The organism is Methanoregula sp. (genome assembly GCF_041663825.1).
Lineage (GTDB): Archaea > Halobacteriota > Methanomicrobia > Methanomicrobiales > Methanospirillaceae > Methanoregula.
Genome location: NZ_JBAYLY010000005.1, coordinates 32,102 through 45,009 on the forward strand (window position 1 = coordinate 32,102; position 12,908 = coordinate 45,009).

The following is a 12,908-nucleotide window of genomic DNA, read 5'->3' on the forward strand; positions in this document are numbered from 1 at the left end:
ACCTCTCCTTTTTTATCATTAAAACCAAAACATCTGGTAAATACTTATTTGCCATAGGTAATGCAAGAGTATAACAGTGAACGTGGTACTATGGGCTATCCAGATTTGAAAAGCGACGAGTCCATTATTCTGACCGCACAGCATATCAAGGTAAAATCTGTGCCGTTCGAACTGGTGCTCACCAACCGGCGCCTTATCATTATCGACAGCGAGAAGAATGTTGTCCCTACTCAGCAAATTCCGCTGGTAACGATAAGGAATGTAGCGACCGGGGAAAATGCAATCCGCGATCCGGTAATTACCCTGACGATCCTGACCGATACGGCAGATACCCGTGAACTGGCGCTCACCTTTGCGATGCAGACTGCCGGGGAACGCAAACGCGAGGCCGGCGAATGGGTAAAGACTCTCAAAAAATATATCTCGGAAGCGTCATCGTATCCGGTTGAGATGGTGCCAGAGAAGCAGGGCTCTGAACAATCCCGCCAGGAACATGTCGGTACTCCCGGTGTGAAAAAGAAGATCGAGATTTCCCGCCCGATAAAAAAGATCATAGTAGACTCAAGTAACCTGCCGCCAAAACCTGTCGAGACAACATCGCTTCCCGAAGGATCTTTCTGTAGTCGGTGCGGGAACCGCATTCCTATGGGATCGACATTCTGTAACAGGTGCGGAACCAAGGTTGTCATCCCGGAAGAAGCAGCGGCCGATTCTACAACACCAGGGCAGATTACCACGGCCCCGTCGGTTACACCCGGATCGGGAGATCACAAGGGGAGGCCCATCGAGCAGATCATCCACTCGATCGAACCCCTGATTGAGGATTCGGTGCCTCGCACGGAAATTACCCCGGCCATACCGGAACCGGAACAGGCGCTCTCGGTTCCCACTGAAGCACCCGCAACCCCAACTGCCGAAACAACGCCCCCGGTGGAAGGAACACAGGCATCGGTGGCAGAACCGGTCTTAGCACCGGTAGTTCCACCCATACCCCAGGTTCCTCCATTACCACCAGTACCTGCAGCACCACGGAAAAAACGGACACCGATTCTTACGGTTGCCATAATTCTTATTGTAATCATCGCGGTAGCAGCCGGTGGATTAATGGTCATGAAAAACATGCAGACAAACACCGAAGTCATACCGGTGACGACCACAATACCCACCACGGCTACCACCATGCCGACACCAACTCCGACACCGGTAGTGACAACGATCGTGACAACCGCTGAGCCGACAACGCCACAGGTACTTATCCCGACAACAGGTGTCTGGGCCGAGATTATCTACGATAAGACATATAGTGGACTGGTAGGCACCCCGGGTTCGCAGGTAACCGTGACAGATACCGGGGATCACTTCTATGTAATTCCCACAAGTGAAGGGACCGTTGCCATCTCTATCAAGAAGACGGATGGTTCTGGTGACGAACTGAAAGTTATTGTCTACAAGGCCGGCACTGCGATAAAAACAGTGTCAACGACCACCCCCAATGGCAGGATTGACCTGCAGTTTGCCCTGGCAACCCCGACACCCACCCCAACGATGGCAAAAACAAATAGTACTGCGTAACAGAGGATCGGCCTGAAAATTATTATTTTGTCCCGTCCGTGTGATGTATGCAGGACAGACAAAAAAAATAAATAAATTTTTAGGATAGGTGTATCTTGAAACACTGGAACCTGTATGCAGGAATTCTCCTGCTTTTCGTGCTCGTCGGTGCGGCTGCCGCATCCGGTTCGATGCAGTCGTACCTGGGCAACACCATTAAACTCTCGGGATACTGTTATTCGAGCTCGACAGTCTACCTCTTTTTGACCGGGCCAAACCTCCCGACAAATGGCGTTGCGCTGGACAACATTTACCGCCGGGCGGACCAGGGAGGTTTTACCGAGGTCAGTGTGGACGATCACGATCGGTGGGAATATAACTGGGGCACAAATTCACTTGGTGGAGGCCTTGATGCCGGCACTTATACCGTGTGGGCAGTCAACAGCCCCAACGATCGTTCTCATCTGGGAGAGACGGAATACAGTACGATTTCCGTTTCCCTGGGTAATCCAAGCATCAGTGTTGTCACCCCTGCCGTTCCCGGCAGCTTCGATCTCCGCTCGGTTCCGGACAATACATCGGTAGTAATAAACGGGAACTATAAAGGCAGCACACCACTGACCGTGTCCGGTCTCGATCCCGGCAAGTACACTATCACGTTCTCCCGTTTTGACTACGAAAAATTTTCCACAACGGCAACAATTGAAGCGGGCGCGATCACCGAAGTGACAGCAACACTCCAGCCAAAGACCGGGAGTCTTGTGATTAATACAACTCCTTCAGGTGCCCAGATCCTTCTTGATGGGAACAATGTAGGAACAGCCCCGGTCACACGTACGAATCTTGCTGCCGGCAACCACACGATCAATGCAACGCTTGATGGGTATATCCCGGTTGAAGAACAGGTACGGGTGATCGCTGACCAGTCGGTCACAAGCACGATTGAACTGGAAAAACCTTCGGTAATCCCGGGTATGACCACACCCGTACCGATCCCGGTAACAATCGGTGCATGTTCCTGCGCAATCCTGATTTTTGCATTCTGCCGCCTGCGTGCCGGCCCGTAACAACATACGGGCCAACGGCTACACATTTCCCGCCATTTGGCCGCCGTAACAGTAAACACGGGAGGGAAATATGCGCAGGCAGCCGGTGGAGCGAGACCTACCCTACATACAGTTTCAGTGGGAAATTTGAATTTGCCCTGTCCATTGACGAGAATGCATTTACCGGGAACTGGACGTCCGATTCTGACGAGACCGGTGCAATCAACAACACATCAGTCCGGTCATGGAACGGTATAAGGATTTAAACCGTCAGAGGAAAACCCGGCGGAGCAATATTTTTTCGGATTTTTTTTGAAGCATGACAAGGTCAGGGATAAGGGTACTTCATGCTCCCGCCCTCATTTTTACGAAGACGAGACAACGACAATCTCTGAAAAAACTATCTTCCCGTAGATTTTCCTTGCCTCCCGGATAGGCCAGAGTTCGTACAGGATTACGGTGGCAGGAGCCCATACTCCCACCTAGAGCCAAAGATGCAGATACCATCAGAGAACATAATGACAGGCAGCGATTCGCCGAACTGCAGGACCGCCGACTCAAAAACGTGCTCACTACAAGGACAACGAGCGCGATAATCATGCTCTATTTCCCGTACTTTGTCTACTGGCGATACTTCCGGTCTGTGCAAAGCACCCGGTACCGGAAATGGCTGCGGATGGCCTCGGGGCGTGCCCGGTTTTCCGGGGGCATCAGTCGCAGATGCCGGTACCATGAGTGCAATTTTAAACCGGGTCGTATCCGGGAAGTCCCGGATTTTGTCTACGATATAGTCTTCTGCTGATGAGATCAGTTCTTTTTTTTGCAAACGGCACCGGGCAGTAGGAAGTAAAAAAGCTGATCCGGTGAAGAAGGCCTGATCCCGATTACAACATTTCCATCTTCAACAGGATACATCGATTTGGATTCCGGAATATGTACACCGGATTAATTCGTAGCCCCGCACCCTATATTAGTTGCATTATTTGATTTTTTCCGGGGAGTGAAAAGGTCTATGCAACGACATATAAGACAAATTTGTAAACAGTTAGCACGGGGATTTTATGCAACAGCCACTTTAACGGCGGTTTAATTATCAATTGAATGGTTCAGCCACTACCAGAAATGAGAAGGTACGGGAAGCGGCCAATAAAGATACCGGTTTAATTATCGTCGATGCAGAAGATGGGGAAATAAACAGGATTATGTAAAAAAGATCCGTGAAAATTATTGTTTCATCCGAACCTCGAGCTGCGGGAACGGGATATCGATACCTTCCGCCGCGAACCGTGCAGAGATCCGGACATTGATGGCATCCTTTACCTCGTCCGGAACATTGTAAGCCCGCGACCAGATGTAAAGCACAAACTTCAGGCTCGAATCCCCGAATTCCTGGAAGAAGACCTTTGGTCCCGGATCATCAGCAAAATATTCTGTATTCTTTATCGCATCCTCCGCAACTTCGAGTATGATCTCTTTTACCCGGACAACATCGCTTCCGTACGCAGCAGTGATCGGGATTGTATACCGGATTTTCGGGTCGGGAGAGGAAAAATTGATGACACTGTTTGAGGTGAGCTTGTTGTTTGGGATGGTGACAATCTTCCCGTCAATAGTCTTGATCCGGGTACTCCGCGTCCCTATAACCAGTACGTCGCCATAAAATGTGTCAAACTGGATTCGGTCGCCGACCCTGAAGGGCTTGTCGACGGTCAGGATCGCACCGCCAAAGAAGTTGGAGAGGAAATCCTGTGCCGCGAGTGCGATAGCCACACCAGCGATACCCGCACCGGCAAGGAAGGGTGTTATGTTGATATCGAGGTTGACAAAGATCAACATGATCCCGATAAACCATATTACATAGCGCACTGCCAGTTCGAGAAGGTCGATAAGCCGGTCATCGGTATCGCCTTCCGTACTCGCTGCAAGGGCATGGCCGTAAATATGGATAATATCGTGAAGGAGTGTAGACACGATCCATGTCCCAATCAGGATAAAGATCGAGTTGAGCACATGGTCAGAGATCATCCATGCATACTGTGCCGGGACGACGTCAAAATACTTCAGGGCAATATAGACCGATAACGCAACGATGCCTATCTGAACCGGTGTACCGATCGCCGCGATGATAATATCATCCCATTGTGTCTCGGTAGTTTCAGCATATTTCTCGAGCCACTTTACAACGAAACGTGCGATGCCCGCCACGACAAGGCCGACAATAACGATTGCAATGGCAAAGAGCAGGTTATCATCCATATACGTACTCTTATGTCACAGGGCAGTAAATAAATGTAAGATTACCATGGCAACGGGAAACGAGATTGCAGAGACACTTCGCGGGCTGGTGGACCGGGATATGACTTTTATGCACATCTGCGGGACTCATGAAGCGGCAATTGCCCGCACGGGCCTGCGGAGCATCCTGCCTCCACAGTTGAAGATTGTGATGGGGCCCGGCTGCCCGGTCTGCATCACACCGCAGGGCGAGATCGATGCGGCACTCGAACTGGCAGAAAAGGGCTGCATCATCGCAACATATGGCGACCTCCTGCGGGTACCCGGTTCCAAAGGCTCTTTGGAGTCCTGCGGCGGTGATGTGCGAGTCGTGCAGGGCGTCCACAAGGCAGTCGAGATCGCAGAGAAGACAGACAGGGAAGTCGTCTTTATCTCGGTCGGTTTTGAGACGACCGCCCCGACTGTCGCCGCGACCATCCTGTCACACCCGCCGAAGAACTTCTCCATCCTTTCCTGCCACCGCGTCGTCCCCCCCGCAATGAAGTGGCTGCTTGCGCAGGGCGAGGCAAACCTTGACGGTTTTGTTCTTCCCGGACATGTCTGTGCAATTATGGGGTATGAAGAGTACGAACAGTTTGCCGTGCCGCAGGCTGTTGCCGGCTTTGAAGCCGAGGACATCCTGCTTGGTCTTCTCATGCTGGTCGAACAGGTTCGGGAAGGAAAGCACCGCGTGGACAATGCCTATCCACGAGTAGTAACCCGGGAAGGTAACACCAAGGCAAAGAAGATCATGTACGAGGTCTTCGAGCCCTGTGATGTTGAATGGCGGGGCTTCCCGGTCATCCCGCAGTCCGGCCTCCGCTTAAAAAAGGAATTCGGGCAGTACGACGCGCAGAAGAAGTTTGGCCTTGTCTATAAGAAGGTAAGTAAACATTCGGCCTGCATCTGCGACAAGGTTCTGCGAGGGATTGCCCAGCCGACAGACTGCAAACTCTTCGGGAAGGTCTGCACGCCCCGGACTCCTGTCGGGCCATGCATGGTCAGCCACGAAGGGGCATGCAAGATCTGGCACCTGTATCAGGTCAAAAACCTGTGAGTCTCCCGGCTATCCTTCTCTTTTATATGGATGCGCACAAGATTAAGTAAGGTAAAATACGCCTCGGTAGGGTAGTGGACATCCTAGAAGCCTCCGGAGCTTTTGACCCGGGTTCGAATCCCGGCCGAGGCGCTTAAGCATTTTTCTGATTTTGTTTTCCTTGAGCGCAATGCGAATAATTATCCGGGTTGTCGGGCCACCTTGGCTTTTGTGCACGCCAAAAAAGAGAGGTTTTAGAAGATCAGGCCCGATGCGAAGATCGCAATGACAACAAATCCCGAGACCGTGACTGCAAGGCCGCCCATCATCGCGTAATCCCCGGTGCAGAACTTTCGCTCGCGCACATGAGTCCTGATTCCCGTGCGATATCCCCGCATATCTATGGTGAGTCCGAGCACGTTAGAGCGCAGGAGCGCGTTTGAAACAAGCGGGATTACAATGGGTGCAACGCTTTTGATCTTCCCGATCATTCCTGTCCCCGGGTTATAGCCCCGGGCCAGCTGTGCCTCATGGATCCGTTGCCCCTCGATCTGGAGAGTCGGGATAAACCTGAGCGCGAGAATAAACATCAGGATATAATCGATGGGCATGTGCAGTTTTTCCATCGCGTGAACAAGATCGCGGGGCTGGGTTGAGATAAGGAAGAGCTGGAAGGCGAAGATCAGCACCATGAACCGGAGCGCGAGGATCAGGCCAATGCCAATTGCACCGTCGGTTATGGCAATGGACCCGCCGATCACCGGCACTCCCTGCGGGATCAGGTACCCGAGCGTAGCGCCGTTTGGCATCGTGAGCACCGTGATGATGATAAAAACGACGCTCATTATCAGGACGAGTTTGAGCTGCTGAATTACTTCGCGGTGGAGGTGGCTCGCGTACGCAATGACCAGAAGGGCAACAACCATCAGGATGAGGAAGGGGATGCTCGTTACAAAAACACACATCACACTTGCGACTATGATAAAGAGAATCTTCGAAAACGGATGGAGCCGGTGGAAAAAACCGTCCTTGTGAACGTACTGGAGGATCTCGGACATTATTCCATCACCTGTGTATCCGATATGACCCGGCCCTGATCCATGGTGATCATGCGATCTGCGCAGTACTGTGCGATATCCCGGTTATGGGTAATAACAATAATTGTGTGCCCTTTTACCTGGAGATTTTTGAGAATTTCCATAACGAGCCGGGCTTCGTCCCCGTCTAGACCGGTCGTAGGCTCATCAAGGACAATGATCGCCGGCTGCATGGCGACCACGCAGGCAATGGCAAGCCTCTGTCGTTCGCCCCGGGATAACCAGCGGGGATAGAGGGTCTTTGTGTGCAGGAGTCCGACTTCGTCAAGTGCTGCATCGATCACGTCATTTTTGTTCTTAATCCCGAGGTTTTCAAGCCCGAATGCGATTTCGTCTTTTACCGTGTCGGCAAAGAACATGTGATCCGGGTTCTGGAAGACCAGGCCTACATCACGGGCAAGGTCAGTAATCGTGCAGTCCCGGGTATTTTTGCCCCGGATCAAAACATCCCCTGCAGTAGGAATAAGAAGCCGGTTAAACTGCTTGACAAGTGTGGTCTTGCCGGAACCGTTTTCGCCGACAATAGCGACAAATTCGCCGGCACTGATTTCGATGCTGACATCGTGCAGGGCCGGGACTTCATCGTAGGAATACGAGAGGTGCCGGACAGAAATGGCCGGTGAAGATGCAAAAAGAGCCGGGGCTGCACCATTCCTGATGCCGGTAAAATCCGGGATGACGATCCTTCTGATCCGCTCGTCTTTGAGGACATCTTCCGGTGCGCCGATAGCTGAAATCGCGCCGTGTTCCATCACGACAAGAGTATCGACCATGTCCCGGAAATGGGCATACTTATGCTCGACAAGGAGGATGGTCTTGCCCTGCTTCTTGAGGTTGGATAAAATTTCAACGATCCGCCGGGTCGCATGTTCGTCCAGCTCGGAGGTTGGCTCGTCAAGGATCAGGATGTCATTTCCGAGGGCGAGCGTCGCAGCAAGAGCTGCGCGCTGTTTCTGGCCCCCGGAAAGGTTGTGAGGGGAGCGGTTCTTAAGCTCCGTAAGGTACGTAACCTCCATGATCGAGGCGAGGCGCTTCTCAATTTCTTCGGGAGTGATGCCACGGTATTCAAGTGCGGAAAGGATCTCTTCTTCAACGGTGGTAAAGATCATCTGCGCTTCGGCGTCGTCAAAGACAATCCCGATGTTTTTCGCTATCTCGGAAAGCCCGGTATACGTCGAAACATCCCGGCCGTTGATGGTCACAAGGCCCGATTTCTTCCCGCCATACTCATGACAAAGGATGCCACATGCTGCAAGGCAGAGCGTAGTCTTCCCGGCACCGGAGGGGCCGGTCACCATGATACAGCGGCCCGGTTCCAGTACTAGAGAGAGACGGTGCAGCGCTTCCTGCACCGTATGTGGATACGTATAACTGACGTCTTTAAGTTCGATCATTCCTGTCCTCTCACCAGCACCCTGCTTGAGGGGATGTAGAGGATCTGGACAACAATTGCATTAAATACGGCAGTTATGACGACTATCGGAACAAAGACAATCATAAAGTTCCCGATATTGCCACCATACTTGGGAAGAACTGTGGCCCCGACAAAGAGAAGCGCGATTGCAGCAAACGAGAACCCGCTCACCAGTGTTGAGAGGAACGTGGTTACAGTCGGGGCAAGTTTTGTCCGGGATTTCAGGAGAGCATAGAGCCCGAAGCAGACCAGCGCACCCAGCGGTTCGCTGATAAGGTTTGCAGGTGGGAACATTGAACTTGATATCAGCATCGACAAGAGGCCGGCAACGATACCGATCCCAAGTGCCTCGTAGACTTTGGGCTGGATCAGGATGATCGCAAGGCAGTAGAACGCAATGATCATGTTGGGCGTGAGCGGCGTATGGAGCATCGCAAGGAAATACCGCAGGATCGCACCGACAGCAAGAAGAATTCCGACTATGGCAATATCTTTTGACTTCATGATACTATCACATCTGTAATCTGGATCAGGTATCCGAAAGAGCACACAACCCGCGGTTAATCCGCCGTTCGTGGCAATTGATTATACCTTGATGTATAATTCTGTTCATTGCTGTATTAAAATGTAACTTTGCTGGCATATGCATCGTAATTATCCTTCTCACCTTATTCCATAAGAAAAACGAGCCTTAACAGGGCAAGGTTCATTACCTTTTACTGCGTTTTTCTCGTACAATGTGAGGGATATGCAGGTTACCGCTGGCAGTGATGAGATATACCGGGAGTCCCTCGCACTCCATGCACTGCATCACGGGAAACTGGAGATTCGTTCCAAAGTTCCGTTCAGGAACCGGTACGACCTGTCCCGGGCTTATACCCCCGGCGTTGCCGAAGTCTGTCGCAGGATTGCCAAGGACCGGAACCTGGCGTACCGCTACACCCTCAAGGCGAATACTATTGCTATCGTGACTGACGGGTCGGCAGTCCTTGGTCTCGGGAATATAGGAGGGTATGCGGCGATCCCGGTGATGGAAGGGAAGGCAATCCTCTTTAAGGAGTTTGCCGGCATCGATGCCTTTCCCATCTGCTTTGAGAGTTACGAGACCGACTTTGTCGACCAGGTGAAAAATATTGCACCGGTCTTTGGTGGGATCAATCTCGAAGACATCGCAGCCCCGAAATGTTTTGAAGTCGAGGATGCCCTGCAGGATATCGGGATACCGGTCATGCATGACGACCAGCACGGCACGGCAGTAGTCGTGCTCGCGGCGCTCCTGAATGCCTGCCGTGTGACCGGACGAAAATACGAAGATCTTAATATTGTTGTTTGCGGCGCCGGGGCGGCAGGGTATTCCATCACCCGGCTCCTCAAATGTATCGGGTATGATCCGCTCGTCTGCACGATGGTTCACGAAATTACCGTCTGCGATACCCAAGGGATTATCCACCGCCGGCGCGAGGGACTCTACCAGAATAAGTACAAGTTCATTTTAAGCGAGGAGACCAACCACGCGGGCCGGACCGGTTCGCTTTCTGATGCGATGGACGGTGCGGATGTTGTTATCGGTGTCTCCGCTCCCGGTATTATCACGCAGGACATGATACGGTCGATGAACAAAAATCCCATTGTCTTTGCCATGGCAAACCCTGTGCCGGAGATTTGGCCGGATGCAGCAACAGACGCAGGGGCCGCCGTGGTCGGGACCGGGAGAAGTGATTTCCCGAACCAGATCAACAACGTGCTCGCATTCCCGGGTATATTCCGGGGAGCGCTTGATGCCTGCGCCACCCGCATCACTGATGAGATGAAGATCGCCGCTGCCCATGCGATCGCCGGTTGCGTCCGGAAACCTCACCGGAGACATATCCTGCCAAGTATCCTTGACAAGGATGTGACCCGGGCCGTGGCACGGGCTGTGGCTGAGGCAGCGAAGTCCTCCGGGGGCAGGACAACAATCTGATCTATCCCAAAGACACCATCAGCCCGAACCACACTTCCCCAAAATCGATCATGATGGAAGTTACCCTGCAATTTTCCCGTACAGTCACTGCCATACTATTCCCTTGCGAGACTAAAAAAACGGGAAACTGTGACAGGGGATTGTTTGAAAAAATTTAATTATAATGTTCGATAACTGTAATAATCAGTTAAATTTGAGTGTGATGTTTCAATGGCGTTTGCAGTGCATGTCAACATAAACCGGTGCACCGGGTGCGGTAACTGTGTCCGCGCCTGCCCGGTTAATGCTCTCGAGCTTTATACAATTGATCCAGCAACGAAGGACAAGATCTATGCAGTCAGGGACGGAAAAGCCATCAGCCTTGACGTCAAGGCAGAACTTTGTGCCGGCTGCGGTGTCTGTGTACGCGCCTGCCCGTACCAGGTAATCACTCTCTCCGGACGCGGAGAGACGGGAATGCTTGCGAACATCTAATTGCCTGTCCATCTATCACAGGATTTGATACCAGTAAACCGGCCCGGTAAGAACCGGACCCTCTTTTTCCAACCCTTAAAAACGATATATCTGGTAAAACGGTATACGTTAAAGGGAACGCATTTAGTCACATTGATAACCAGACCTGCACATACTCACATGCAGGGATAAATGATCCATGACCTCACATTTTCTCCTTTTAAGCGATGCCCTGACCCAGGAGCGGTTGTCATGGACTGAAGAAGTGCTCAAATATTATTTTATCCAGTTCTCTCCCGAGGCACTTCGCCGGACCGTGCCGGAGAAAAGCCCGACCTTTATCCTCTTTCTCACCGGGGATGCCCTCTACAGCCTCTTTGGCCGGGAAACCAGCCAGATCTGGGAGATTATCTTCTCCCTTCCATCCATGAAAGTCATCTGTGACCAGCAGGATCTAGACCTTCGCGGACTATCCATCGATCCATTAAAAGTGAAGTTTTCCGGTCTTATCAGCAGTCGGCAATCGGTTCCTGAAGGGTCACAACCATCGTTCTGGGGAGAGGTGGTGGATGCTGCCCGGGCTCAGGCACCAGAAGAAACGGCGATCGGGTACCTCCAGGTACAGTCACCTTACATGCATCGCGCGGCCCTGTACGCTCTCCTCTGCCTGGAAGCGGCACTTGACCGGGACTGCGATCCGGAGCTCTATGCGTTCCTTGACGGGGTACATATCGGACATGCAAACCAGCACCCGACAGCCTTCAGGAATCTGGGCGAAGGTTTCTCCGAACTCGCCATCCACGCCTCGCAGCACCAGCGGCACTGCCTTCTTATGGGGTCAGCACCGTGTGCAATGGAACGGGGATACGGCATGTGGGACGATGGGAAAGGGCTTGTTATCTCTTCCTGTTCGATTAAACCCCTGAAACTGAGGGGCCTCTATGACATGGTTGAACGGTTCACAAAAGACCACAGGATCCTTGGGACAAACTCGGGATCCATCCAGTTCCGCCAGGATCATACCGGAATACCGGACGGGCTGTCCGGTAAAGATCACGCCCCGCCGTCACTGCTGATCCTGATAACCTTCAGTCCCTACACAACCGGGATGGCCACGGGGGCACTCTCTTTTGCTACCGCATCCGCCCATCAGGGAATCGAAACGCGGGTGGTGTTTATAGAAGACGGCGTCTATGCCCTGACAGGGGAACAGAAAACCGATGCTGCCGAACAGTTTTTCTCCCTGCAGGATATGATTAACTCCGCTTCACGGAACGACAGGCTTGAGTTTTTTGTCCATCAGCCTTCACTCCATCAGAGAGGCCTCGTCAAAAATAAAAAGTTTAACGCTGTGCTTGATATCAACAATCATGATTTGGGAAAACTATTGTTCGAACCACCTTTGGGTATACGTTGCCGGTACCAGAGGCTGCTGTTTTTTTAAAACCGGTACGTTTCATCGATTATAAAAGGATGAAAAAGAGGAGTTTATTGAGTTAAATTAACTTGAAATGGAAATATTTGCAGTTTGCTGTATTTAGTTAACAATGGTGTATCAATAAATAAATTATTTAACATCTGCATTCCTACGACATGTACAGGCAAAAGAGCCGATTTATTAAAACTGTGTTTGTAGTGTGTGATTAATACGAGGTGAACAATGGGTAGCGCGATTAAACTGAACATGATCACCCAAAGATCGGTTGAAGAGGGCGCCGCGATGGAAAAGGGTAAGACAAACCCTGACTATTTCGAAGCCTGTTCAATCATAGAACTGAATCCTGAAGACATGAAGCGTGCTGGTATCTGGAAGAACTCGAACGTGAAAGTGACAAGCGAGTGCGGCACAGTTATTGTGAAGTGCATCAATGCGACGCAGTACTGTCCCCCGGGCCTTGCCCATATTCGCCAGGGAGTCTGGGCCAACCAGGTTGTTCCTCCACGGACCCAGTGCACCGGGACCCCCCAGTACAGCGGTTTCCCGGTGACGGTCGAACCAGCATTTAACGAGAAGCGCAAGACCGCCCTTCAGCTTGTTCAGGGCGCAGTCGGACTCTGGAAAGGAGTGAACTAA

General features: G+C 51.7%; 12 protein-coding genes and 1 tRNA gene. 9 read left to right on the forward strand and 4 right to left on the reverse strand.

Going from position 1 to position 12,908, the window contains the following annotated elements:
- Window positions 1–90: 90 nt before the first annotated feature.
- From WCX19_RS03495 to WCX19_RS03505, 3 genes are all read left to right on the forward strand, one after another.
- Window positions 91–1,572: a zinc-ribbon domain-containing protein gene (locus tag WCX19_RS03495; RefSeq protein ID WP_373005070.1), complete on the forward strand. Its 1,482-nt coding sequence runs from the start codon at window positions 91–93 to the stop codon at window positions 1,570–1,572.
- A gap of 95 nt (window positions 1,573–1,667) precedes the next feature.
- Window positions 1,668–2,618, forward strand: coding sequence for a PEGA domain-containing protein (locus WCX19_RS03500; protein WP_373005073.1), 951 nt, complete (start codon window positions 1,668–1,670; stop codon window positions 2,616–2,618).
- A gap of 544 nt (window positions 2,619–3,162) precedes the next feature.
- Window positions 3,163–3,399: a hypothetical protein gene (locus WCX19_RS03505; RefSeq protein WP_373005076.1), complete on the forward strand. Its 237-nt coding sequence runs from the start codon at window positions 3,163–3,165 to the stop codon at window positions 3,397–3,399.
- Window positions 3,400–3,821: 422 nt separating this feature from the next.
- Here the strand turns inward: WCX19_RS03505 and WCX19_RS03510 are convergent, their stop codons facing one another.
- Window positions 3,822–4,853, reverse strand: a complete 1,032-nt coding sequence (locus tag WCX19_RS03510; protein WP_373005079.1) for a mechanosensitive ion channel family protein — start codon at window positions 4,851–4,853, stop codon at window positions 3,822–3,824.
- A 46-nt stretch (window positions 4,854–4,899) separates the two neighbouring features.
- Here WCX19_RS03510 and hypD point away from each other — a divergent pair, with 46 nt between their 5' ends.
- Together hypD and WCX19_RS03520 are read left to right on the forward strand one after the other, a co-directional pair.
- The gene (gene hypD, locus WCX19_RS03515) at window positions 4,900–5,928 is read left to right on the forward strand and encodes a hydrogenase formation protein HypD (RefSeq protein WP_373005082.1); all 1,029 of its coding nucleotides are present in this window, start codon (window positions 4,900–4,902) and stop codon (window positions 5,926–5,928) included.
- 60 nt (window positions 5,929–5,988) lie between these two features.
- A tRNA-Arg gene (locus WCX19_RS03520) sits at window positions 5,989–6,060 on the forward strand.
- A gap of 101 nt (window positions 6,061–6,161) precedes the next feature.
- Here WCX19_RS03520 and WCX19_RS03525 read toward each other — a convergent pair.
- Genes WCX19_RS03525 through WCX19_RS03535 form a run of 3 tightly spaced genes read right to left on the reverse strand, consistent with a single transcriptional unit; the run spans window position 6,162 to window position 8,922 of the window.
- Window positions 6,162–6,965 carry an energy-coupling factor transporter transmembrane protein EcfT gene (locus WCX19_RS03525; protein ID WP_373005085.1) on the reverse strand — a complete coding sequence of 268 codons (804 nt, stop codon included), beginning with the start codon at window positions 6,963–6,965 and terminating at the stop codon, window positions 6,162–6,164.
- Complete coding sequence (locus WCX19_RS03530) at window positions 6,965–8,398, reverse strand: ABC transporter ATP-binding protein (protein ID WP_373005088.1); 1,434 nt, start codon at window positions 8,396–8,398, stop codon at window positions 6,965–6,967. The genes WCX19_RS03525 and WCX19_RS03530 overlap by 1 nt, the downstream gene beginning before the upstream one ends.
- Entirely contained in the window at window positions 8,395–8,922 is a 528-nt protein-coding gene (locus WCX19_RS03535) for a tryptophan transporter (RefSeq protein ID WP_373005091.1), read from the reverse strand. Before WCX19_RS03535 ends, WCX19_RS03530 begins: the two co-directional genes overlap by 4 nt.
- Before the next feature lie 244 nt (window positions 8,923–9,166).
- On the opposite strand from WCX19_RS03535, the gene WCX19_RS03540 reads away from it, so the two are divergent.
- The 4 genes from WCX19_RS03540 (at window position 9,167) to WCX19_RS03555 (ending at window position 12,908) form a co-directional block, all read left to right on the forward strand.
- Window positions 9,167–10,381 (forward strand): NADP-dependent malic enzyme, encoded by a 1,215-nt coding sequence (locus tag WCX19_RS03540; RefSeq protein ID WP_373005094.1) that lies wholly within the window; start codon window positions 9,167–9,169, stop codon window positions 10,379–10,381.
- 210 nt (window positions 10,382–10,591) lie between these two features.
- Entirely contained in the window at window positions 10,592–10,855 is a 264-nt protein-coding gene (locus tag WCX19_RS03545; protein WP_373005098.1) for a 4Fe-4S dicluster domain-containing protein, read from the forward strand.
- A 178-nt stretch (window positions 10,856–11,033) separates the two neighbouring features.
- On the forward strand, window positions 11,034–12,278 hold the full coding sequence (locus WCX19_RS03550; RefSeq protein WP_373005101.1) for a DsrE family protein: 1,245 nt from the start codon (window positions 11,034–11,036) through the stop codon (window positions 12,276–12,278).
- A 216-nt stretch (window positions 12,279–12,494) separates the two neighbouring features.
- A complete protein-coding gene (locus WCX19_RS03555) occupies window positions 12,495–12,908 on the forward strand; it encodes a molybdopterin dinucleotide binding domain-containing protein (RefSeq protein WP_373005104.1) in 414 nt (137 codons plus the stop codon).

Coding starts and splice junctions, on each gene's coding strand:
- WCX19_RS03495 (WP_373005070.1), top strand. CDS start 91: ATGGGCTATCCAGATTTGAAAAGCGACGAGTCCATTATTCTGACCGCA.
- WCX19_RS03510 (WP_373005079.1), bottom strand. CDS start 4,853: ATGGATGATAACCTGCTCTTTGCCATTGCAATCGTTATTGTCGGCCTT.
- hypD (WP_373005082.1), top strand. CDS start 4,900: ATGGCAACGGGAAACGAGATTGCAGAGACACTTCGCGGGCTGGTGGAC.
- WCX19_RS03525 (WP_373005085.1), bottom strand. CDS start 6,965: ATGTCCGAGATCCTCCAGTACGTTCACAAGGACGGTTTTTTCCACCGG.
- WCX19_RS03530 (WP_373005088.1), bottom strand. CDS start 8,398: ATGATCGAACTTAAAGACGTCAGTTATACGTATCCACATACGGTGCAG.
- WCX19_RS03535 (WP_373005091.1), bottom strand. CDS start 8,922: ATGAAGTCAAAAGATATTGCCATAGTCGGAATTCTTCTTGCTGTCGGT.
- WCX19_RS03540 (WP_373005094.1), top strand. CDS start 9,167: ATGCAGGTTACCGCTGGCAGTGATGAGATATACCGGGAGTCCCTCGCA.
- WCX19_RS03545 (WP_373005098.1), top strand. CDS start 10,592: ATGGCGTTTGCAGTGCATGTCAACATAAACCGGTGCACCGGGTGCGGT.
- WCX19_RS03550 (WP_373005101.1), top strand. CDS start 11,034: ATGACCTCACATTTTCTCCTTTTAAGCGATGCCCTGACCCAGGAGCGG.
- WCX19_RS03555 (WP_373005104.1), top strand. CDS start 12,495: ATGGGTAGCGCGATTAAACTGAACATGATCACCCAAAGATCGGTTGAA.